Source organism: Marinomonas alcarazii (genome assembly GCF_003208215.1).
GTDB lineage: Bacteria > Pseudomonadota > Gammaproteobacteria > Pseudomonadales > Marinomonadaceae > Marinomonas > Marinomonas alcarazii.
On sequence record NZ_QKLW01000002.1, the window covers coordinates 292448 to 316331 of the forward strand.

Genomic DNA, 23884 nt, shown 5'->3' on the forward strand with positions numbered 1-23884 from the left:
GGACGCTACTCGAATTTTGTTGTAAATCACTAACAGTATTACAGGGCTTACACGTCTTTAACAGACTCTTTTGATTTCTTCATTTTAGCACGAACAATCGGGCCGACAATGATAGGTAAAACCAAACCAAGTATTGCGACTGTCCATAAGCCAATACTCAAACCACTATTGAAAAGCACGCTCCAATCACCGTCAGAAAGCACCAACGCGTGACGCAAACTTTTCTCCATTTCTGGCCCAAGCAACATACCTAAAATAATAGGCACTAGAGGAATATCCACCTTACGGAAGATATAACCAGCGACACCGAAGCCAACCATGAAGTACAAATCCAAGGCACTGTGGCTGACAGAATAAATACCAACAGACGCGATCAAAGTCACAATCGGCATCAGATATTTCGGCGGAATGCTCAGCAATTTAACGAAGATGCCAACCATTGGAATGTTTAGTAATAGCAACACAAGGTTACCCACAAACATTGCCGCAATAACACCCCAAACAAGATCCGCATTCTGTTGGAACAACATAGGGCCAGGAGAGATGTTTAGAGAAATCAACATCGCCAAAAGAACCGCAGTCGTGCCGCTTCCAGGAACACCCAGCGTTAACATAGGAACAAGTGCACCAGACGCCGCGCCATTGTTACCTGCTTCAGGAGCCGCCACACCACGAGGATCGCCTTTACCAAATTCGCCTTTGTCGGATACGCGTTTTTCCAAAGTGTAGCTAATAAAGCTACCCAAAGAAGCACCCGCGCCTGGCAAAACACCAGCAACAAAACCAAGCACCGCGCCACGCAATGAAGCAGGAAGTACTTTGATGATGTCTTTCGCAGACAATTTAAGCTTGTTAATAGCCACTTGCTTTAGACCATCACCAGCGTGACGCTCCAAGAAGAACAACAATTCACTGATCGCAAACAAACCAACGATGGCAATAATGAAATCAACACCTTCAAACAACTCAAGAGTATTGAAAGTAAAACGCTGTACGCCTGTGGAAATATCAATACCCACTGTCGCTATCATTAGGCCAATTGCCGCCGCCATCAAGGTTTTGAATTGGTTTTTACCCGTGATACCACCCAAGGTCGCAAAGGCTAATGCAAACAAAGCGAAGTATTCAGAAGGACCAAATCTTAGAGCGAATTTCGCTAAGATTGGTGCCAAAATAACCAAACCTATGGTTGCAATAAAACTACCGATAAAAGAAGCAATAGCAGAGATAGCCAAGGCTTCAGCCGCTTTACCTTTTACAGCCATTGGATAACCATCTAAACAGGTCATCATGGCAGGCTCGTCACCTGGAATGTTTAAAAGGATAGACGAAATACGACCGCCGTACATGGCACCCGCATAAACCGATGTTAATAAGATAAGAGACGACGTTGGAGATAAGCCTAAGCTAAACGCCAATGGGATCAAGATTGCCACACCATTTGCAGGGCCAAGACCCGGCAACGCGCCAATCAAAGTACCTAAAATAGCACCGATAACCGCAAACATAATACTTTCCGGCGTTAACGCCACCGCAAAGCCTTGCATTAATAAGCTCATAGTATCCATATTAAAACTCCAATAGACCTAGAGGCAGTGCTAATTCAAGCACATTATTGAAAAGGAAGAAGATAACGACAGAGCTTGTCACACCCGTGATAAGACTCTTAACGACACTTGCTCCCATACGCCAGCTCAAGAAGCTCACTACCAACGCTGCCGCAGGCATAAACCCAATTGGCTCAATCGCCCATGCAAACGCAAGCATAGAAAGAACGACAACACTCAGCTCAAGTAACATTGGAACAGGCGCCCATGCCTCATCAGGATCAGGACGAACAATCATGTAAATAGAACTAATACCTAAAATGATGGATAACATGATAGGGAAAGTTTCTGGTCCGACACTTTCATGCCCACCAAAAGGAATTGGAAATTGTGTTGCTTCCCAACCGTAGGCAACGGCAAGAATCAGCATCAGCATGCCAAACACACGATCATTTATACGCATGTCTCTGCTCCATGTATGTTAATCAAGAGGTGAATAAATAAAAAAAGGAGGGGGCTATCTGTAATAACAAATGCCCCTCCCAAAAAAACGGTCTGAGGTTATTTAATTAGACCGATGTCTTGCGATAAGACTTTGATATCTAGAGTTTGGTTTTTTACGAATTGAGTAAACTCAGCACCAGACTTGTGGAATGGCATCAAACCATTTTTTGTCATGATGTCTTTCCATTCCTGAGTTGTGTACAACTCATCAATGGTTTTCACCCACCAGTCGTAAGATTCTGAACTTGCATTACCCGGTACGTAAAATCCACGCCAGTTAGGTGCAACAGAGTCAATCCCCTGCTCCATGGCTGTTGGGATAGAGTCAAACGGTGCTGGCAAACGCTCTTCAGAAAGCACAGCTAGAACGCGTAGGTCGCCAGAATCCATGAAGCCTTTAACTTCAGAGATATCGCCAGTGAAGGCATCTACGTGACCGCCAACCACTTGAACCAAGGCTTCAGAACCACCACTAAAGGCTAGGTAACGAACTTTTGGCAAGTTTTCAACGTTGGCTTTTTGCGCCGTCATCAAAACTTTTAAATGATCCCAACCACCAGAAGCACTGCCGCCTGCGAATTTAACCGAACTTGGGTCTTTCTTAAGCGCGTCAATAACTTGAGTTAGAGAAGTGTATTTTGAATCTTTACCAACGGCGATGATGCCGTAGTCAGCACCTAATGTACCAACCCATTTCACTTGGTCAGCATTCATGCCTGGAAATTGGCCTTGAGCAAGGCGAGTTGTCGTTGCTGTACTTGCGGCAACAATAAGGTTGTCATCTTTGTCACGTTTACTAATCGTATGAGCAAAAGCAACACCGCCACCAGCGCCCGTCATGTTAACGGTCTGTACGTTACCCTTGAAGTAACCTTGGTCGACTAATACTTTACCAACACTACGGCAAGTAAAGTCCCAACCACCACCTGGGTTAGCAGGAGCGATACACTCTCCGCTACGAGCTGGTTCGTAGGCAGAAGCCTGTCCAGCAATAGTCAGTGCGACTGCACCAGAAATTAGAACAGACTTCAAAGAAATATTTTTAAGCATGGTTATCTCCTGCTTGTTATTTTTTTTGTTGTTAGCCGATCAAGCTGAGAACATTTACATTTCAATAAGCTCGATTTATTAAACCTTACCTGCCAAACCTGTCACTACCCTGTCACCAATCAACATTTCTTGCTTATTTATGAGAAAAACAACGTTTTTTACAATTAAAAACACGCTTTTTTGACAATGCCTTTAACACACAAGCAAGGTACTCTATGGCTCAATCAGACTCGGTTAGGATATAGGAAACCAAAAGATGACAGCGAATTCACCGCACGCCACGCTCATTGGCAGCATCGCCATTTTACTTTGGAGCACCCTTGCGCTTTTTACCACGCAAGCCAATTTAGTACCGCCATTGCTCTTGCTCACTCTCACTTTTGGCGTAGCCAGCTTATTGTTTTTTATCGTTTATTTAGCAAAAGGCGAACTAAAATCGTCTTGGGCAAACACACCCAAAAGCGCCATAATCATGGGAGGGCTGGGATTTTATTTTTATCACTTCTGCTATTTTTATGCGTTTCAGCATGCGCCACCCGTCGAAGCTGGGCTCATCGCCTATCTTTGGCCTTTGCTGATTGTACTGATGGCAGGCATGACAACAGGTCATTCTTTGTCATGGACGCATTTGGTGGGGGCGGTTATTGCTTTTATTGGCACAGGCATCATGCTGCAATCCAAAGGGCAATCGATAGAAGTGGAGAGTAACGCAGCCTACCACTGGACAGGCTACGCAGCGGCTTTCGCCTGCGCGTTCATTTGGTCGAGCTATTCCGTGGCGAATCGACGCTTTCAAAGCGTGCCTTCCAGCGCCGTTCTTTGGTATTGCCTCATCACCACCTTATTAGCTGGCGCGTCGCATCTTATGATCGAAGCTCAAAACTGGCAGCCTTCTATAGACTTCCCAGCAAGCACTTGGATTGCCATTTTAGGATTGGGACTCGGCCCAGTTGGGGTTGCTTTCTTTTGTTGGGACTTTGGCGTTAAAAAAGGCAACCTGTCATTACTTGGCGTGTTGTCCTACACCGCCCCCGCCCTATCGACAGCCTGGCTTGGGCTTTTTACCGACGCGCAATTAACAACAGGTCAAATCATCGCTTGCCTGCTAATTACCGCTGGTGCGCTGTTTGCTAGTTTAATGCGCAATAAAAGAGTGCGGCCAAGCGATGAACATCTTGCCTCACTAGAAATCAACAAGTAACATTCGCACTCTTTAATATCACAAACAATGACAAGGATTTGTCCATGACATACCGTTTGATTAAGCTGGAGAGCTTAATGGAGATGGAGTTCTTCTCTGTTGAAGGAAACCTGAGCCAAATAAACGAGCGTGACCTACATTCTATTCTCCCTAAAGGCATGAGCGCCGCGACCTTACTGGAAAAAGTCGCCGCTGGGGAGTTCGTTCTCGCTACCGACTTCCCCGCAACGCCCTTACTCATTCGCTCAAACAAAAGACTAGAGACAAATAATGCGCCATGGGCAAGCAACACGCCATGGGCAAACAAAACACTAGGGACAACCAAGAAGCTAGGGGAAAGAGAATGGCAGATCAACCCAGATGCCGAATCCGACTTTCAGGCTTCCGCGTTAACCGCTCTGACACAGCGCCTTAATAGGATGGGGCAAGGTGTTGGTTCTGCGTCAGCCGACTCAGTAGGATCAAATCGTGCCAATCTTCATCCCGTAAAAGAACCGGATTACACACCAGAACCTGTTATACCTGATAGCAGTACTAGAGAATCTCAAGCGCCACTGGCTTACGAATACAATATTGAAATCGCTTTTTCCGCCAAGAACCCGAACCTTCCAGTTGGTTTGAGCACAGAATTATTCGACACAAAGCATAAAATAACAAAGGGCAATTGGACAGCAAGTCCAACCACCTATGGCACAAAATACACTCTAAAAACCGACTCCAATGAGCCGCACCACTTGAACTTTCGTGCCGCTAAAAACACCATGGGACTTTCTCTGAAAAATGTCACCATGGTGCCATTAGGGTCGGGCAAGGTGAATGACGCTTTTATTCCCATTATGCCAACAGTGCAATTTGGCGAGCGCTTAGGTTTTGCTACAACGGGCTATCTTTATCATTTCAAAGGCAACACACTTGTCCAAAAATACCAGTGGAATGGCGACGAAACCTTTAGCCCCATGCCCGATAACATTGCCGATTACACCTTTCGCCATGCCAGAATGTCGTTGTTGGTGTATTGGAAAATCGCTGGCAAAGTGGTGAAAGATCAGTACTTGGTTTACCGTGCGGAGTCTCTATCTGCTGAAGAAGTAAATCAAGTATCACCAAAATGGCTAGAACAACACGGCGTACATTTAGACATCGACGCCTTATTAAAAGTCACCCAAACACCACAGCTTGAAAGAGACAACTACGAAAAAAAAAGCATTAAAGCCGACATCACCACACATACGGTGAGAGAAGATCCAAACACACAACAACGGGAAACCTGGGCAGACATCGCCAAACAATACGGTTTATCAGCAAAAGAATTGCTGAACCAAAATCCCAGTTACAACGACAACCCGCTGGCACTCAAAGTTGGCGACATCTTAGCCATGAAGCAAAGTGTGGAAGAAGCGCCCGTCGTCTTCGAACGCTTTGAATGTCCACCAGAAGCGCCCAGTACTTACAACAACCCGCACAACAGCCACTATGTTAGTGATGAAACCAGCATCACCGTCACCAACAGCGCGCCGATTCTTGCTTTGGAAAAACGCAAAGTCAAAAAAGGTCTACCATTGGTCAACGTCAAACCGGAACGCATCTTACGCATCGGCGTGTTTTTTGATGGCACCGGACAAAACAATAGAAATGACGCGTATAAAGAAGAACATGGCGACAAATCCCGTACTAACATAGCTAGGTTGTTTGAAGCCTACCCTGAAAAAACGGGCGAATCGGCAAAAATTTATGTGTCGGGAGTCGGCACAGTGGATGGGGCATGGCAAACGCCCCAAATGATCGACGCTGGTAAAGACGAAAGTCGCTTCTCTGGTGCAACGGGTCTTTACGATGATAACGGTGCCTTTCAGAAATGGCAGACGCTACTTGTTCAATTAAGACGAATCATTGCTGACCTAGAAGATAAAGGCAATTATTCGTCCATTACCCATATCGCCTTTGATGTATTCGGGTTCAGTCGAGGCGCAGCCCTTGCTCGACACTTTGTAAACGCGTTAAAAATGGGATTGCCCGATTACACTAAGCATCGTTCAGGCAAAGACACGAGCCGGATTGCGCCTAATTTATTGGGCACTGCAGAAGGGGAGAAATACAACCCAAATACGGGTTACCAAGCGGACACCCAACGCAGTACCAGTGTGCGCTTTTTAGGCTTGTTTGATACGGTAGGCTCATTTTACTTGCCAGGTAATAAGGATAATGGCGTATTTAACTTGCATGTCAATTCAGCGGATGTGGGTCATGCGTTGCAGATCTGCGCTCACCATGAATACAGAATTAACTTCCCTCTTACTTCCTTGAAAACCCGCGGGCAGCTCGCGCCCAACTTTTATGAAGAAGTCTTCCCCGGGGCTCATACGGATGTGGGCGGTGGTTATCCTTTTGTGGAGCAATATAATAAGACCGATCTGCCAAAGCGTTACGGAATCCCTATAAAGAGTACCTACAACAGAGAGCTTATTAAGACCCTGTCTTATCAAGATCAAAAAGAGGAATATGCCTACAAAGGCAGACTTGTAGACTTTGATAAGTGGTTTTATCAAGAACAACTGCGCCACCAAACAGAGTGGTCAACAGAATGCAAAGCCACCTATAAACAACATGGCAAAGTAGAGCAAGAAGACGCTACTTTATACTTCTACCGCCTACAGCCCATCGATGCCAGTCTTGCAGGATTGGCTCAAGAGCGAATGAAGCAGCAGGCGGAGCGTTTTGGAGTGAAGTGGATAAATTCACGGTATAACACATCAAGAGATTATGAAATTAATCCTGCACAAAAGTCATTGTGGAATAAATTAGCGGCACTGCCTATAGGAAAAGTTGCACCACAAGATTGGCTGATAGATGTACCCGATAACTGCATCCACCGTTCCCATGATAGTGTTATCAACCCCGGTTGCAGTGACCCAATCGATAGTCAAGTCAATGGCATTGCTAATGTTAAGGCCTTTAAACGCTATCAACCCAATGCGCCATTGAGCACACCAACAAGAGAAATCTATGACAATGAATAAGCTATTCCTTATCTTAACTACCTTACTTATGCTTACAGGATGTGAAGAAAAACCCTTCTATGTCGCCAGTATTGGCAATGCCGGCAGTTTAGATGGCCCTTATTACTTAGTTTCTATTTCTGTGAGCGATGTGCTAGGCGGGGGCGGCGGCTTTGGTTATGGTGCGGTGAATGGTTACCCAGGAGCCAGTGCCGACATTGGCCGTATGGGGGTGCCTAAACATATAGAAGGCTTTTGGGTAAAAGGCTGGAATAAAGAGGAAGCCTATTATCGCATTTCCGCCGACATCGACAGCGAATTAGCGGAGAAAAAGATTCGGACTCTTAGGAATTATTACCAGTATTTTAAAGGGAAAACCGGCTCGATGCAGGTACTGGTAGAGAAAGAGAGAGTTAGAATTTTTTATACATTATATTGTTCTCCTTCTTACGATGACTGTACACCAAAGCCTAATGCCGACCCAAATCATTGGGTAGAAAAAGCGCCTGAGTCGGTTCGCAATGTTGTGGTGCTCTTCGATGGCAAAGGCGAGATGTCCCTTACCCCGTTCCCAGATTCGCCGTATGATGACAAATAAGAGTTTAAAATTATTACTTATTAAATTTTAGCTGTAACACCTTCATCGACAATCTGAAGGAGTATAAGTGTTACCACTTTGCACAAACAAAAAAATGCCCTCTACTTATGAAGCAGAAGGCATTTAATTCATTTCAAAAAGTATCTAGTTTAAAACAACACTTAGAAGTAAGACGCTTCAATAAAAAAGCGCCTTAATTCTTTTTACTCTTTAAGCCACTTGATAAAGTGTACGAGGAATCTTCTGCAAGCACGCTTCCATTTCCGCCATGCCGTTTGGTTGGTCTACTTTGACGCCCAAATCGCGCATGGTGCTGCCAAGTGCATGCAAAGTGCGGAACAAATTATGCTCGCGGCACTGCTCGCCCATTTGACCAATACGCACGATTGGCTGACCAAACGACCCAGCGATTTCCACTCGGTACATCTCTGAAATATGGCGACAAATCTGCCCAGCCGTTAACCCTTCAGGGATATTAATTCCCACTACAGAGTTCAAACGAGATTCAGAAGGAATAAACAACGACAACCCCATTCCCTCAATGCCAGATTGCAACGCTTTAGAACAACGTAAATGACGAGCGAAACGATTTTCTAATGTCTCATCACACACCAACTTCAAGGCTTCATGCAAGGCCATAATGCCAGACACAGGCGCGGTATAATGATAACCATCGTTGTGCCAAAAATTTTCAGCAAGCTGAGCATCAAAACACCATTGCGCCGTTGGCTTAGTGCGGTTCTTCACCGCCGCCCATGCCTCGTTAGAAAACACCAACAAAGAGACACCCGGAATAGACGACAAACCTTTTTGCCCACCCGTGATCACCACGTCGACTTGCCATGCATCCATTTTCAGCGGCATGGTGCTAAGCGTACAAACCGCATCCACCACCACTAAACAACCATAAGATTTAGCAATCTTAGTGATTTCTTCTAATGAATGGTTAAACACCGTATTCGAGGTTTCGCCTTGTACTAGCGTTAATACTTTTGGACGCGTTTCTTCAATCGCTTTGCGAACACGCTCAGGGTCTGCCGCTTCATGCACACCAACGTGTAATTCATGAACATCGGCACCAATACGAGTCGCCATTTCCGCCATACGATGACTAAAAAAGCCATTATTAATACATAAAATACGTTCGCCTGGTTGCAATAAATTGGCGACCGCCATTTCCATCGCGGCTGACGCTGGCCCTGCTACGCCAAGCACCCATTTAGATTCCGTTTGAAACACATAGCGCGCCATGGATTTTACCTGCCCAATCACCTGCGCCATTACTCCGCCAAGGTGGTTAATCACCACAGAATTGGCCTTGGCGACACGCTCAGGAATTGGAACCGGTCCGGCACCCATCATCAACAAAGGTTCATGTGGAAGGATTTCGTCTAGAGATTTCACCTGGGGGCGAGGAATACCCATTGGCGATGAAGCAGTCATTTTATGCAGCCTAATTAAGTCAGTATTGGAAAAAACATTCCTAGAGTAAAAAGCATATATTTACGCTTTTTCAGTAGAAAATATCGTGTTTTGCATTTTTACAAAATATTATCTGGTAATAGTACAATATCCATTTGAATAATAAGAGGCAGCAAAATGAAAAGAGTGTAATAAACTGGCTGCTTTGATTTTCGCCTTAGATCTGACTGGTTTCCATTTCAACAAGCAGTATTTTTTACTCTGCGAAATAGCGATTAACTGTGCGATAATGCGCGAAACTCCCTATTCAGGACCCTGTTATGATTACTTGTGGTATCGAAATTAAAGGCAGCGAAGTGATTCTTTGCCTTCTGTCCAAACAAGACGGATTGTTTCAAATCGCCGATTGTCGCCAAACTCGACACACACTGAACAACCCAAACGACAGCGAAAGCGTGCGCAAATTTCAGTTCATGCTGAAAAAATTGTTTGAAGATTACAAAGTGAAAAGAGCCGTTATTCGTGAACGCCCAACAAAAGGCAAATTCGCTGGCGGCGCGGTAGGCTTTAAAATTGAAGCGGCGATCCAATTGATCAACACCGTAGAAGTCGATTTGTTCAGCGGCGCAAAAGTAAAAGACATCTTGCAACACAACCCAATGCCGATTCCATTCAAAGCAACAGGCTTGCGTGCATTCCAAGAAGGTGCTTTCACTGTGGCTTATGCTGCACTTTCAGAACACATTCCTGAAGCGTAAGTAGTCGATTTCGCAATAAAAAAACGGACGCCAGTGAAAGGTGTCCGTTTTTTTATTGCTTTGAGTTATGCTCAAGCCCCCAGCAAGGGTAAGTTTTTTCGCTGATGATAGGTTAACGCCAACTCGATACAGTGCTTGATAGCAACTTTGGGCAATGGTTTAGACAATGATAAAACAATGGCTCTGTTTCCCTGAAAGTCCAACACCTCGCCATATAATTCACGGAACGTATCGACTAACTTTGTTTGGCAATGAAAAAAGAGACCGTAATGATCAGGAGATTTTAGTTTCCAATCCATCCTAATTGGACTGCCTGTTTTAACACTATAACTTGGCTCGCCCCATTTTAACGATTCTTCCACTTCGCCCAACGCCAAGTCAGAAGCGACGAGAAGAACCAAACTTCGTAATTCCTCTAATCGAATACGAACGTCTTCTGGATACTCAGCGAAACGGTCTGTAACTGCCTTATTCATTGGCTTCTCCCATGAAAGTAACACCCACAGCAAGCGCCACTTCGGAATGGAGATGAAGCCGCAATGCAGTAGGCGTCACTGTGCCTAGCCTTGTTATGTGTTTAGCTCCCGACAATACAGAGCATATTTCTCGAAGTCATTTCTGCTATAGGCCCCCTCTGCGAGAGTCAAAGGCTCACCATTTAGGAAACGTTTATGATGAATATAAGACTCTAGTGAATCCCACGCTTTCACAAAAGCGGGCCCCCACATTTTCGCAAAATGCTCTTTACTAATAAGCCCTGACATGGCCATATAAGACAGCCGTTGCATGACAATACTGACGCGATATGCTGCGTCAACTGTTTCTTGAGGCCAAGCAACCGCATGATCTTCACTCCCTAATTCACCGATAGCATAGTCACCCGCATTATGAATCAATGATAGATCTGGCTTAATTTTAGACATCTCGTCCATTGCCCAAAGTAACAAGCTACTGTCTCTGTTCTTTACCTCTTCCTTAATTGTGCGGTAAGCAAAAATTATTGACACAAGTAAGAAAATGTTTATAAAAAGCATCAATATTGACGTGATTGCTGAAACACCAGACCAATCCAAAGGGTTTAACGCTACTTGAACCGATTCCATTTGACCTCTCAACTAGAAATACACATGACTCCGCGCTCTGCGGAAATTTAGGAGCGCCTTGTAAATCAACAACTCAGTGAGCTTCATTGTAATTTAGGGTCAGATGAAAATTAAGGCTATTTTCCTGTGCTTGTCACGCATTTTCATCTGGCTTATAAAAATGTGGTTCGTGTATTTGAGGATTTACCTCGTAGATTCCATCCATTTCTTTTGGCTTAAGTTCAGGATAACGCTCCCATAAAGGTTGTAGCATCTCTAAGAAAATCTCTCCCATAACTTTCCCTACCTTTGATCTATAAGATTCAAAATTTTCTTTTGTATCCTTATCCATAACGAAACGTACGCTTTGGTCAAGCTTTCCTGAAACTTGCATTAGTAGAACACTTAGCTCTTCGGCTTCCTTCTTATTCACTTAGATCTCCATATACATAATTATTAAGGGTTATACAGCAGCGTAGCTGTGGCTATAACCCAAGGTTGAAAGGCTACGTCTATATAAGGGATGTGCTTTTTTCATGGCAGGACTTCCCTGTTATATAACTCGCTAAACACCAAAGTCTGTTTGGACTCTGCGGCTTCAGATCGTCTTTGATCACCGATATGCTGGTTCTTTATTTGCCCTTTTGTAGCGCGTTTTGACCCGCGAGACAAGCGATTCCCTTAGGCCTTATGACCTGATCTGTTTTTATACTCTGATCTCACCGTGTGCTAACGCTGACTGCCATTGTCCCATGGCAGCATAATGCGAAGCCGCTTTGTCACCTTACTCTCAGATAAAATAGTGATCTACATCTAAAAGAAAGCTTCGCTTTCGCGGCAGATCACGCTGCGCTCATCTGCCCTACAGGGTGGCTTGGAATGCAAGGTATTTTGTTGATTGATGTAAATCGGGGTCAAAGCCCGAAGTAATAACCCCTCCCTCGCCCTCCCCTTGGAAGACATAAGGGGAGGAAATGTTTACATTGTCGGACTAAAACAACGATCAATTTTCAAACAGCAAGCCTATCAATGATGGCGCATCGAGATAAAAACGCACCAAAACTAGGCGTTTTTAGGGGTTCGTTTTCTCGCAATAATAACGAGTAATACACCGCCTAAGACGCTTAAGGTTGCGATAACGAGGTGTAAGGTGATGGATTCCTTGGCAAAAAACACGCCTCCTATTGTGGCAATAATAGGAACGAGTAGCTGTAAGACAGCGGCAATAGAAGCACTAAGATAAGGCAAGACGGCATACCAGATAGCGTAACCAAGACCAGACATAATAGCGCCTGAGGTAACAGCGAGAATAATGCCTTCAAGTTGTGCGCTTTCTGGTTCATCGTTATAAAAATGAATAACAAGCAACGCGACCATTATCATGGGAATAGTACGAACAAAGTTAGAAGTGGTGGCAAATAAAGGTTTAGCAGAAATTTTGCCTCGCCATGTGTACAAGCCCCATGCCACGCCTGCTAACGTCATTAAGACGAAGCCGAATAAAGAGGGAGACGACAAAGTGGGAAGCACTAAATAAACAAAGCCTGCAAAGGCTATCGCCAGACCTAACCATTCCAGCCAAACCAGTTTTTGCCCAGCCCACACGGCGAATAAGATCAAGGTCAGCTGTACGGCGCCAAACAGTATCAAGGCTCCCATTCCGGTCGATAACGTCACATACGCATAAGAGAAGCCCAAGGCATAGATAAACAGCGCAAATGCAGACAGCCAGCTACCTTCTAACCAGGTGGCTTTTAAATCATTCTGTTGATGCTTTAAAGACTGAAACAAACAGAGCAACACCAAGGTCACTGCGCCGCTAAGTAAGCGCCACGTGGTGAATTGAGCGGGATCGATAAGACCATCGTTTAGCGCTAAACGACACAAAACCGAGTTTGCCGCGAACGCCAGCAAAGCCAACAACACAAAGACACATAAACGTAGCAAACTTGTCATCAATTTGTTCAACAGCCTAGTTAATCTTAGGCGTGTGCCTAATAAGGAAAGCCCCACTTTTACGCACTGGCACCAGATTTGCAAGTCTCATACTAACGTCCACCAGCTGCATTTTGATGGACCCGAAAAGGAATCGACATGACAACACTTTTGATTTTTACCGATTTGGATGGCACTTTACTTGATCATCACACCTACAGTTTCAAGCCTGCACTGGCGGCTCTTCAGTCGTTAAAGACTTTCTCAATTCCTTGCATCATCAATACTAGCAAGACATTCGCAGAGCTTGCCTCCCTTAGAAAAGAGCTCAATCACCAGGACGCTTTTATCGTAGAAAACGGCTCTGCGGTTTACATTCCAAAGAAAACACCGCTTTCCATTGATGAACAACTAGAAGATTGCGGCGACTATTGGCGCAAGTCATTTGGCCCCAAGCGCGACGAACTTATTAAGCTAACTAACGATAAACAAGACCAATACACATTCAAGCGTTTTAGCGATATGACCTATCAAGAGCTTATGTCCATTACCGGGTTAAATAGCACGAACGCACAATTGGCGATGCAACGAGAATTCACGGAACCCATGGTTTGGACAGATTCGAATCTTGCTCTTAATGCACTTCGTGATGACCTTGCTCCGTATGACGTGCAGATCCAAAAAGGCGGACGCTTCGCGCATTTGATGGGCGAGCACTGTGACAAAGCCAACGCCATGCTATGGCTGAAAGAATTATATGAAGTACAAAGTGACGATGACGTGATTACGATGGCGTTAGGCGACGGTGAAAATGACATAGGCATGCTAAGCCAAGCCGACATTCCCGTGGTCATTCGCTCACCTGTGCACGCGCCACCAGAAATCCCCAACCGTTGCGACGCTTGGCTAACCGATGCTTATGGGCCGGAAGGCTGGGCTCAGGCGATTAATTTGCAACTCACTAAGCAAGGTATTTTGTAAGCGACGAAAAGAACAATAAAACAAACCATTATTACGACTTTAGGAGAATTATTATGGGCGACTTTCATCAGAACGGTATCATCACCACGCTTCACAATCTGGCACACCGCCCGTTAGAAGAAATGGAAAAAGAACTGTGTGAGTTTGCGAAAACACGCCCAATGTCTCTTATCCTTCCTTGTCTGTATTCCGAGCTGGAAACAGACGCCATGCCGAATATATTGAAACACTTGCAGCAAGTTCCCTACTTGTCTGAAATTATCATTGGCTTGGACAGAGCCACAGAAGAGCAATATCGTCACGCCTTAGAATTTTTCAGCGTGTTACCGCAAAATGTAAAAGTGCTGTGGAATGACGGCCCTCGTCTTAGAGAAATTGATAGCGTCTTAAAAGGCGAACACCTCTCTCCATCTGACCCAGGTAAAGGCCGTAATGTTTGGTTCTGTATGGGCTATAACTTGGCGGCAGGCAAAGCCGAATCGATTGCCATGCACGACTGTGATATCGTCACTTATGACCGTGAATTATTGGCGCGCCTTATTTACCCTGTGGCGAACCCGAATTTTAACTACGAATTCTGTAAGGGCTTTTATGCCCGTGCAGCCAATGGCAAGATGAACGGACGTGTCAGTCGTTTGTTGGTCACACCACTGCTTTGCTCACTCAAAAAAGTATTCGGTCATTTAGACTATTTAGATTATCTAGACAGCTACCGTTACCCGCTGGCTGGTGAATTTTCGTTCCGCCGCGACGTTATGACGGATTTGCGCATTCCAAGTGATTGGGGCTTAGAAATCGGTGTGCTAAGTGAAATGTATCGCAACTACTCGACCAACCGTTTATGTCAAGTAGACATTGCCGACATTTACGATCACAAACACCAAGATTTGTCTGCCGATAACGACGATGGCGGTTTATCTAAAATGTCGATCGACATTACCAAGGCAATTTTTCGCAAGTTAGCGACAAACGGTACTATCTTTAATCAAGAAACATTTAGAACGATTAAAGCAACTTACTACCGCGTGGCGTTGGACTTCATTGAAACCTATAAAAACGACGCTGAAATTAATGGCCTAAAATTAGACGTGCATTCAGAAGAACAAGCCGTCGAACTGTTCGCTAGTAACATTATGAAAGCGGGCAACCACTATTTAGACAACCCAATGGAGACGCCTTTCATCCCTAGCTGGAACCGCGTTTTAAGTGCTTTTCCTGGGGTGATGTCACAGCTTGCTCAAGCTGTTGAGTTAGATATGGCGGAATATGGTCCTAAAAAATAGAGCCTCTGACCATAGAATGTTCAGCCAATAATAAGATCATCAAGGTGGCGCTGCTTGTGCAAAGGACGTCACACTATGTTGCTTTTCAACCACTTACAAAAAAGATTGGTAGGTAAATATGGAAAACGCACCTTTGTCGCAGCTAGAGCAGCGACTCATAGCGCATTTACAGGTAATTTATCCAAACTTAGATACCAAAGACCTCGCTGACAAATGCTTAGCGATGTTTCATCTAGACCCAATGACTGAATCCCCTCGCCCACACAGGAACTTGTGGGATCAGTCGGATATTATGCTAATTACCTACGCTGATACCTTGCGACAAAAAGATGAAGCGCCATTAGAAACCTTGCATAAGTTTGTCAAAAACAAACTTGCTGACTGCATTTCTGCGGTGCATTTGCTGCCATTTTTTCCCTACAGCTCTGATGATGGGTTCAGTGTCATGGATTACACCACAGTGAATCCATCCTGTGGTCGCTGGGAGCATATCGTCAATCTATCGAAAGACTTCAAAGTCATGGGCGATCTGGTCATTAACCATTGCTCGAGCCGAAGTCTGTGGTTTGAAAACTTTAAAGCAGGTGTTCATCCGGGGGCTAATTTCTTCTACGAAGCCGACCCAAATGCCGACTTAAGCGCGGTTGTTCGGCCTAGAACGTCACCGTTGCTACGAGAAGTACAAACTCAAAATGGTGAAAAGCATGTATGGTGTACTTTTAGCCACGATCAAATCGACCTGAATTTCGAAAGGCCTGAAGTCTTACTGGAATTCTTACGCATCATTCATTTGTATCTTAAAAAAGGCATTCGCTGGTTTCGCTTAGACGCCGTCGCGTTTCTTTGGAAAGTGCCAGGCACAAGCTGTATCAACCTACCGCAGACTCACGAAATTATCCGTTTACTGCGACTAATGATTGAGCATTATGCGCCAGATTCCGTCATCATTACCGAAACCAACATTCCTAATCAGGAAAATTTAACCTACTTTGGTAACGCCAACGAAGCCCATTTGATTTACAACTTCTCTTTACCACCCTTGCTCATTAACAGTTTGGTGACAGGAAATTGCAGCCACTTAAAACAATGGCTAATGAGCATGCCACCGGCTCAGCAAGGTACAACGTATCTCAACTTCCTTGCCTCCCACGATGGAATCGGCCTACGTCCGACCGAAGGACTTCTATCGGAATGGGAACTGGAAACCTTGATCAACACCATGAAGCGCTTTGGTGGAAAAATTAGCTCACGCACCACACCACAAGGCGAGGCGAAGCCGTATGAAATCAACATCAGCCTTTGGAACGCCTTTTCAGGATCGGCGCTGCATGGGCCAGATAAATGGCAGTTCGCTCGTTTCCTTTGCGCGGCTGGCGTCATGATGGCTTTGGAAGGCGTGCCTGCTTTTTATATTCACAGCCTGTTTGGCACAGAAAACGATTTGGAGCGCGTGAACAATACAGGGCATTTCCGCTCTATCAATCGCCACATTTGGGATATGGAGGATTTGAACCATGTTCTTAACACCCCAACCCATCACCAAAAAGTCTTCCAGAGTATCACCAAGTTGACTCAAATTCGTCGTGCTCAGCCAGCATTTCACCCTAATGCTACTCAGTATATTTTGCACATGGGCGAAAACCTGTTTGCTTTTTGGCGTCAAAGCTTAGACAGAAGACAAAGCTTGTTTGCTGTCTATAACATGACGGATCAACCGCAGCATTTCAATTTGTCTGAACTAAACTTGATTGCCACAGACACTTGGACAGATCTTGTGTCTGAGCAAGTGTATGAGGACCATTTAGGCAAAGTCACTCTAATGCCGTATCAGTTTGTTTGGCTCGCGAACAAAAAAGGGAAAGTAAAAACCAGCTGATTACCTGTTTCATATTCAGCAACGTATCGTATCTCGTTTTAGTAACAACACTTACCTATAAAAGTGAGACAATGATAACCATTATCAAATGACGATAATGGTTATTTTTATTTCAAGACTCATAAATAGGTAATTGTGAAGATGACAAAGTTAAAACAAATATTAGCCATAGGGACATTGGTTGCATTTAGTCAGCTATCAACCGCTGAAACGAGATTACCAACCGCCGCTGTTTTTGATCTTGGTAGCTTAGACACCATGGCAGAGCTAGGTCTTGAAAGCCAAGTTACAGGCGTTCCTCAACAAATGATTCCTGAGTATTTACAACAGTTTAACAGCGCAAGCTATAGCGACATTGGTGGCTTAAAATCGCCAGACTTAACTGCACTAAGCACATTAAACCCAGACCTTATCATTATTACTGGACGCCAAGCAGGCAAGAAAGACGAGCTGATTAAAATTAGCGCGGTAAAACAAGTCAACATGTCAGGAGATAACTATTGGCATGCTCTTAGTGACAACGTCAATTCGATTGCCACATTATTTCATGTTCAAGACAGAGCAGATAAAGCCCTTACGGATTTGAAAGGCTACATAGAATCCACCAAGAAACCCCTAAATAAAGACGCAACAGTTCTGGTTGTTACTCATAACAGCGGTTCTTTAGGGCTACGAGAAGATGTCATTAGCAGCCAACTGCTTGGTCTGAAGGCTGCCAGCATTCCTAGCCATGTAAAATCTCATAAACGCGGTACTCGCACTTTTACACCGCTAACGATTAGCGACATAGCTGAAACAAACCCAACCGTTTTGTTTGTCGTTGACCGCAGCATGGCAATTGGCAACACAGACGAAGCACTGGACGTAAATACATTAAAAGCAGACCTGGCTGAGCAAGGCGCAGGCTCGATTAAGGTGACGTATTTATCGCCAAAGCTTTGGTACTTATCCGGTAACGGTTTGCAAAGTGTGCGTATGCAAATAAAAGAAATCGCTGAAGGTCTTTAAGAGCAAAGTAAATAAGCCGCTCCTAATGCTAAAAATCCCTCGCTGATATCATCAACGAGGGATTTTTGTATTTTAGTAGTGCGCTTTTTCTCAGTGGCTTATTGTTTTAGAAAAAACATTAATTACCACCACACCGGCGATAATCAAAGACATACCAATGCAGGCCGCTAGATCCAGTTTTTCGTTAGCGAATAGATAGCCAAAAACAGAGATCAGTACTATGCCTAACCCAGACCAAATGGCGTAAGTCACTCCGGTCGGCATAGATCGCATAACAATGGTGAGCAAGTAAAAAGACACACCATAACCAACTACCAATACAACACTAGGAACCAACTTGGTGAAAGACTCTGACGATTTTAACGCTGTCGTTGCAATCACTTCAGCAAGTATGGCCAAGAACAGAATAAAATACGTCATGAGTTTTTGCCTTCACTAGACACTCAACAGTGCCTATTAGTTAGTGGATTCTTCTAGGTTAATGTCTTCAACTTCGATCTCTTCAAGATCAATGTCTTCCGCCAAAAAACCACCCGTCTGATGCGCCCAAAGCGAAGCATAAATGCCTTTATGTTGTATCAACTCATCATGGCTACCCTGTTCTACAATGTGGCCTTTATCCAAAACGATCAATCGATCCATCGCGGCAATGGTAGATAAACGGTGAGCAATCGCGATCACTGTTTTGCCTTGCATCAGTTTGTATAAGCTTTCTTGAATGGCTGCTTCTACTTCAGAATCCAGTGCAGAAGTTGCTTCGTCTAAAATCAGCAAAGGCGCATCTTTCAACAAGACTCGAGCAATCGCTATACGCTGACGCTGACCACCAGAAAGCTTAATACCACGCTCTCCCACCATGGCGTCGTAACCAACGTTGCCATATGGGTCAGTTAAATTTTGGATGAAGTCATGAGCTTCTGCTTGTTTCGCAGCCGCGATCATTTCTTCTTCCGTGGCATCAGGACGACCGTACAGTAAGTTCTCACGTACAGTTCGGTGTAACAAAGACGTATCTTGCGTCACCATGCCGATCTGAGCACGTAACGAGTCTTGCGTCACATCACTGATATTTTGCCCATCAATACGAATTTGACCTGACTCAACATCATGAAAGCGCATCAACAAATTCACTATAGTGGATTTACCTGCACCGGAACGCCCTACTAACCCCACTTTTTCACCCGCTTTAATCGATAGCACGAGATTTTCAATCACTTTGCTATCTTGCTTGCCATAGTGAAAATTGATGGCATCGTAATCAATAGCGCCGTGTGGAACAGAAAGCACTGGCGCATTTGGTTTATCCGTCACTTCCACAGGACGAGAAAGGGTTTTCATTCCATCGTTAACCATGCCGATGTTTTCGAATAACGCACTAATTTCCCACATAATCCACTGGGACATGCCGTTTAATCTCAGCGCCAAACTCACGGCGATCGCAATCGCGCCAACACTGATGATGCTGCCCGTCCAAAGCCAAATAGACAAAGCCGCCACCGAAAAAGCGAGAACGTAGTTACAAGTTTGAACGCCCACATTCAACATAGTCACAAGGCGCATTTGCTTATAAACCGTCTGCAAAAAACCGTCCATTCCTTCCTTAGCATAGTCCGCTTCACGCAGGTGATGAGAAAACAGTTTCACCGTAGAAATATTGCTGTAGCTGTCTACAACGCGGCCTGTCATGGTAGAACGTGCGTCGGCCTGTTCTGAAGAGATTTTCTTTAACTTAGGCACAAAATACAGTTGCAACAACACATAACAAACCAACCAACACAACATTGGGATCATCAAACGGTAATCAGCCTTAGCAATCAAAACCACCATAGAAATGAAATACACTGCGATGTAAACCAACACATCCAGCAGTTTCATAACCGTTTCACGAACCGCTAATGAGGTTTGCATTACCTTAGTGGAAACACGCCCGGCAAATTCGTCCTGAAAAAACGACATGCTTTGACGCAAAATATAGTGATGTGACAACCAACGAATTCGCATCGGATAATTACCCAATAACGTCTGGTGAATAATCGCCGAGTGCAAAAAAGTCACCAAAGGCATTGCGACTAGAATCATCAATGACATTAACAATAGGTGTGTGCCTTCTTCCGCAAAGAAGGTCGCTGGGTCTTTGTTGATTAACCAATCAACCAATTGCCCCATAAAACTAAATAGCGTCACTTCGAGTATGGCAATAGCGGCCGTAAGCAATGACATCAAAATCAGAGGCAGCTCGACCCCTTTAGAGAAATGGCGACAAAATGCATAAAGTGTTTTCGGTGCCTGTCCGGCTTCAATATCAGGATATGCTGACACCCATTTTTCAAAAAAACGTAACATGTTATTCCTTATAAAACCGTTAAATCTGACACTATTAAAAAAAATAAAACGCCACAAAAGTAGAGCCAAACTAGGCAAGAAGCATTTTTATGATAAGGGGGGACGAAATTGAACCATGATATATAATTGAAGGCCAGAAAAGATCAAAGGTTACAATTTGCTATCTTTGAGCTTTACTTAGTGTTTGCACAATTACATTCTCTTACTCATCGTAAAACTATTATAATTGGTTTCCACCTATTTAGGTGGTATTAATTCTGCCAGATGAATTCAGGCTAACCTATTTAGATAAGTCATTATATGAAGCTAACTTTTCCTATTGTTTTGGTGCTTGGCCTTTTGTCAGGCTTAACCCCATTAGCGATTGACGCATACCTTCCTAGTATCCCAACGATTTCCAAAACGCTAAATACAGACATTAGCCTTATCCAAATGACGCTCAGCATGTATTTAGTGGTGTTTGCCTTTTTACAAATCCTGTTTGGCCCTATTTCAGATGCCATTGGCCGCCGTAAAGTAATAGTCGGCGGATTAGGTGTTTTTGCCCTTGGTAGCTTTATCTGCGCCTTGGCCCAAAGTTACGAAATACTAATGATTGGACGCGCGATTCAAGCCCTAGGCGGTGCGGCCGTTGCCGTTTGTGTTCCTGCTCTGGTAAAAGACGGTATGTCCATCAACCAATTTGCTAAAGCCATGTCGATGATCATGCTCGTCATGGCTTTGGCCCCTTTGGCTGCGCCAATTCTCGGTGGATTTATTTTAACCATCCTGAGCTGGCATTATATTTTTGTGTTTTTAGGCATATTAGCGGCATTGGCTATATTCCTATTTTTGCGCACCATACCAGAAACTCTGCCAATAGAAAAAAGAACGCCGTTCTCTTTTATAAAGGCCATTAAAAACTACATAACTCTCTTAAAAAATCGCGCGGTGATGGGCTATGTCGTCGCTTCTGCTTTTTATTTTACCGGCATGATGAGTTTTATTACGGGCTCTTCATTTGTCTATATCGAAGTTTATGGTGTAGACCCTGCAAACTTTGGCTTTTTACTTGGTATTAATGTTATTTCTATGATGATCGCCTCCACAATCAATGGCCGTTACGTGGAAAAACTTGGCACAGAAGTTCTGTCAAAATACGCGATTTTCATCCCGCTTACAGCCTCTTGCTTGATGATTGTTTTGAGTTTTTTCAACCATCCGCCTATTTGGCTTATCGTCCTTTCAAGCATGCTTTTTGTTGGCCCCATGGGGATTTTAGGCAGCGGTTTTATGGCTGGTGCCCTTAAATATTCTGGTAACCATAATGGCAGTGTTACGGCGTTAGCAGGAACATCTCGCTTTGCCATGGGAGCATTAGGCGGCGTTGTCGTAAGCCTCCTTCACAATGGCACATTTGTTCCAATGCTTGGCACTATGGCTGCATGCGGTATTATTGCCTTTGTGACATTTAAAGCCACAGTGCGTTACGCAAAATCATTGGACAAAGAACAGGCTTAATATCGCCATTTATCTTTCAATTAATCATTTTTATAACTGACTATACGAGGCTCTCATGCTAAGCACAGCAACGCTCATCGAAAAAATCAAAAGCACTCCTGAACAAGTACAATTTAAAGAAGTGATTGATGTTATCGAGCGCGAATACGACTTCACGCCAGCTGCGTTTTCTAATGGCAAGCAGACCAATGGCATTAATGAAAACAATGGTTCTTGTAAGATTTTTTCTTTCGGATCCATTCACCAACTCACAGAAGTCGAAACCCTAAATTTATTTGGTGATTTTTACCGTGTCGATGTTTTAGAAAATCCAGAAGCCAGCGACCACCAGAACATTCGTCAATTCATGGAAAATGGCTGGGATGGCATTCGCTTTACAGCACAAGCGCTAGCACACAAAGCCTAGCCTGCGGGCAACCATAGTTTCTGTGGTTGCCCTTTTTTTCCTCATGCTCTAAAAATCCTCTTTTAAACCCAGCCTAAATAGGTTGAACTCCTCTCTCATAAAATGCGATAGTGCTAGGCAATGAAAAGATGAGGTGATTATGGAATTAGTAGCATTTGACCTAGATGGAACCCTACTAAATAGACATCAAAGATTGTCTGATTACACACTAGAAACGCTAGAGCGTTTAAAGTCTGCAGGCATATTTTACACTGTCGCAACAGGCCGCACACACTTTGCTGCCATGCCTTGCATCGAAGGTCATGACTTTCCAAACTGGCAGATTTTTAAAAATGGCGTTGAATGGTGGGACCCTAAACAGAACACGTACCGTCATCGTAGCCTGTTATCACAAAGCCATATCTCTGAACTACTAAGCTCTTTTGAAGAAAACCAAATCACGCCTTTTGTTTTTTGCTTAGAAGAAGATGGCTCCCACAAAGTCTATCATTCACCATTAACTGGGCACCTAAGCGACCACATTGCGAATGAACTGGGCAATCATACAAACATGAGCCTCCATCCCATTAGTGAACTGTCTAATCGTTCAAAGATCACGAATATCAGCGCTATGGGACACCCTACGCGTATAGACAAAATTATCGAAGATTCCCAAAAGCACAGTCATTTAACCGCTTATTCTGGTGGTGGCATTTATAACCCAGAGGCTTTTTGGTTAGACATCCATCACAGTAATGTTTGTAAAGGTTCTGCGCTCATGGAACTTAAAGCTGAAATTGGTGCCGAAAAGCTTATCGTCTTTGGTGATGGCGATAATGATTTGACTATGTTCTCTCACTCAGATGAAGCGTTTGCAACTGAAAATGCATTGTCTCACGTGAAAGAAGCAGCGAGTGATGTTATTGGTCACCATGACGAAGACGGCGTCGCTAAGTATCTAAGAAAAAGATACGACTTGTAGTTTTTGAGCTAGTAAAGAATTCTTTCGTAGCGTAATGGTTGATTTTGCAAAATCTAACGCCATTATTGGTTGGTAAGTGTTCATACTTACCATGCTACAAAGATTTTTTAGAGCGATACGTTGCGTAAAGAGTGTATATTTCTACATTCTTTAACCAAAAAACAACATATTTGACTTTACCCAACGATCATTATGAACCATGATTGTTACAGAATAATTAGTTTGGAGAAGCACCATGTTTGAATTTTTGTTATTCATAGCTGCCTGCGCAGCAATTGCTTTCTTGGTAGCCAACGTTCAGAAATCTTTTTTTCAGCCAAAAGCAAAACTACAACCGATTAAGATTGAGCAAGAGAAGGTAAAACGCCCTCATCCTCAACGTAAGCGTCCTTATTAATCACGTCTTTTCCAAATACGATTTTAGCTGGACACA

At 44.1% G+C, this 23884-nt stretch carries 22 protein-coding genes; 12 read left to right on the plus strand and 10 right to left on the minus strand.

Annotated features, from left to right (window positions below; genetic code table 11):
• Positions 1-47 precede the first annotated feature (47 nt).
• The 3 genes from DFP75_RS06290 to DFP75_RS06300 form a co-directional block, all read right to left on the minus strand.
• Complete coding sequence (locus DFP75_RS06290) at positions 48-1568, minus strand: tripartite tricarboxylate transporter permease (RefSeq protein ID WP_110573386.1); 1521 nt, start codon at positions 1566-1568, stop codon at positions 48-50.
• 1 nt (position 1569) lies between these two features.
• Positions 1570-2010 (minus strand): tripartite tricarboxylate transporter TctB family protein, encoded by a 441-nt coding sequence (locus tag DFP75_RS06295; RefSeq protein ID WP_110573388.1) that lies wholly within the window; start codon positions 2008-2010, stop codon positions 1570-1572.
• Between the two features lie 98 nt (positions 2011-2108).
• On the minus strand, positions 2109-3101 hold the full coding sequence (locus DFP75_RS06300) for a Bug family tripartite tricarboxylate transporter substrate binding protein (protein ID WP_110573390.1): 993 nt from the start codon (positions 3099-3101) through the stop codon (positions 2109-2111).
• A gap of 256 nt (positions 3102-3357) precedes the next feature.
• Here DFP75_RS06300 and yddG point away from each other — a divergent pair, with 256 nt between their 5' ends.
• The 3 genes from yddG to DFP75_RS06315 are packed head-to-tail and all read left to right on the plus strand — an operon-like array spanning position 3358 to position 7896.
• Positions 3358-4302 carry an aromatic amino acid exporter YddG gene (gene yddG, locus DFP75_RS06305; RefSeq protein ID WP_110573392.1) on the plus strand — a complete coding sequence of 315 codons (945 nt, stop codon included), beginning with the start codon at positions 3358-3360 and terminating at the stop codon, positions 4300-4302.
• A gap of 44 nt (positions 4303-4346) precedes the next feature.
• Entirely contained in the window at positions 4347-7319 is a 2973-nt protein-coding gene (locus DFP75_RS06310) for a phospholipase effector Tle1 domain-containing protein (RefSeq protein ID WP_110573394.1), read from the plus strand.
• Positions 7306-7896 carry a hypothetical protein gene (locus DFP75_RS06315; RefSeq protein WP_110573396.1) on the plus strand — a complete coding sequence of 197 codons (591 nt, stop codon included), beginning with the start codon at positions 7306-7308 and terminating at the stop codon, positions 7894-7896. The genes DFP75_RS06310 and DFP75_RS06315 overlap by 14 nt, the downstream gene beginning before the upstream one ends.
• A 210-nt stretch (positions 7897-8106) precedes the next feature.
• Here the strand turns inward: DFP75_RS06315 and DFP75_RS06320 are convergent, their stop codons facing one another.
• Entirely contained in the window at positions 8107-9339 is a 1233-nt protein-coding gene (locus DFP75_RS06320) for a pyridoxal-phosphate-dependent aminotransferase family protein (protein ID WP_110573398.1), read from the minus strand.
• Positions 9340-9638: 299 nt separating this feature from the next.
• On the opposite strand from DFP75_RS06320, the gene DFP75_RS06325 reads away from it, so the two are divergent.
• The gene (locus tag DFP75_RS06325) at positions 9639-10076 is read left to right on the plus strand and encodes a DUF3010 family protein (protein ID WP_110573400.1); all 438 of its coding nucleotides are present in this window, start codon (positions 9639-9641) and stop codon (positions 10074-10076) included.
• A 71-nt stretch (positions 10077-10147) separates the two neighbouring features.
• Here the strand turns inward: DFP75_RS06325 and DFP75_RS06330 are convergent, their stop codons facing one another.
• From DFP75_RS06330 to DFP75_RS06345, 4 genes are all read right to left on the minus strand, one after another.
• Entirely contained in the window at positions 10148-10552 is a 405-nt protein-coding gene (locus tag DFP75_RS06330; RefSeq protein WP_110573401.1) for a DUF1801 domain-containing protein, read from the minus strand.
• 93 nt (positions 10553-10645) lie between these two features.
• Positions 10646-11179 (minus strand): hypothetical protein, encoded by a 534-nt coding sequence (locus tag DFP75_RS06335; RefSeq protein WP_110573403.1) that lies wholly within the window; start codon positions 11177-11179, stop codon positions 10646-10648.
• Positions 11180-11312: 133 nt separating this feature from the next.
• Positions 11313-11591: a hypothetical protein gene (locus DFP75_RS06340; protein WP_110573405.1), complete on the minus strand. Its 279-nt coding sequence runs from the start codon at positions 11589-11591 to the stop codon at positions 11313-11315.
• Between the two features lie 629 nt (positions 11592-12220).
• Complete coding sequence (locus DFP75_RS06345; RefSeq protein ID WP_110573407.1) at positions 12221-13114, minus strand: DMT family transporter; 894 nt, start codon at positions 13112-13114, stop codon at positions 12221-12223.
• Between the two features lie 138 nt (positions 13115-13252).
• Between DFP75_RS06345 and DFP75_RS06350 the strand changes: the two genes are divergently transcribed.
• From DFP75_RS06350 to DFP75_RS06365, 4 genes are all read left to right on the plus strand, one after another.
• Positions 13253-14074 (plus strand): HAD-IIB family hydrolase, encoded by an 822-nt coding sequence (locus tag DFP75_RS06350; RefSeq protein ID WP_110573409.1) that lies wholly within the window; start codon positions 13253-13255, stop codon positions 14072-14074.
• A 53-nt stretch (positions 14075-14127) separates the two neighbouring features.
• On the plus strand, positions 14128-15357 hold the full coding sequence (locus DFP75_RS06355) for a glycosyltransferase family protein (protein ID WP_110573411.1): 1230 nt from the start codon (positions 14128-14130) through the stop codon (positions 15355-15357).
• A gap of 118 nt (positions 15358-15475) precedes the next feature.
• Positions 15476-17233 (plus strand): alpha-amylase family glycosyl hydrolase, encoded by a 1758-nt coding sequence (locus tag DFP75_RS06360; protein ID WP_110573413.1) that lies wholly within the window; start codon positions 15476-15478, stop codon positions 17231-17233.
• 141 nt (positions 17234-17374) lie between these two features.
• Positions 17375-18241: an ABC transporter substrate-binding protein gene (locus DFP75_RS06365; RefSeq protein WP_110573415.1), complete on the plus strand. Its 867-nt coding sequence runs from the start codon at positions 17375-17377 to the stop codon at positions 18239-18241.
• Positions 18242-18331: 90 nt separating this feature from the next.
• Here DFP75_RS06365 and DFP75_RS06370 read toward each other — a convergent pair whose 3' ends face one another.
• Positions 18332-18661 carry a DMT family transporter gene (locus DFP75_RS06370; RefSeq protein ID WP_110573417.1) on the minus strand — a complete coding sequence of 110 codons (330 nt, stop codon included), beginning with the start codon at positions 18659-18661 and terminating at the stop codon, positions 18332-18334.
• A gap of 36 nt (positions 18662-18697) precedes the next feature.
• Entirely contained in the window at positions 18698-20584 is a 1887-nt protein-coding gene (locus DFP75_RS06375) for an ABC transporter ATP-binding protein (protein ID WP_110573419.1), read from the minus strand.
• A gap of 300 nt (positions 20585-20884) precedes the next feature.
• On the opposite strand from DFP75_RS06375, the gene DFP75_RS06380 reads away from it, so the two are divergent.
• The 4 genes from DFP75_RS06380 (at position 20885) to DFP75_RS18385 (ending at position 23848) form a co-directional block, all read left to right on the plus strand.
• Complete coding sequence (locus tag DFP75_RS06380) at positions 20885-22084, plus strand: Bcr/CflA family multidrug efflux MFS transporter (RefSeq protein ID WP_110573421.1); 1200 nt, start codon at positions 20885-20887, stop codon at positions 22082-22084.
• 55 nt (positions 22085-22139) lie between these two features.
• Positions 22140-22490: a HopJ type III effector protein gene (locus DFP75_RS06385; protein WP_110573423.1), complete on the plus strand. Its 351-nt coding sequence runs from the start codon at positions 22140-22142 to the stop codon at positions 22488-22490.
• A gap of 139 nt (positions 22491-22629) precedes the next feature.
• Positions 22630-23451 (plus strand): HAD-IIB family hydrolase, encoded by an 822-nt coding sequence (locus DFP75_RS06390; RefSeq protein ID WP_110573425.1) that lies wholly within the window; start codon positions 22630-22632, stop codon positions 23449-23451.
• A gap of 235 nt (positions 23452-23686) precedes the next feature.
• On the plus strand, positions 23687-23848 hold the full coding sequence (locus DFP75_RS18385; protein WP_175404934.1) for a hypothetical protein: 162 nt from the start codon (positions 23687-23689) through the stop codon (positions 23846-23848).
• Positions 23849-23884 lie beyond the last annotated feature (36 nt).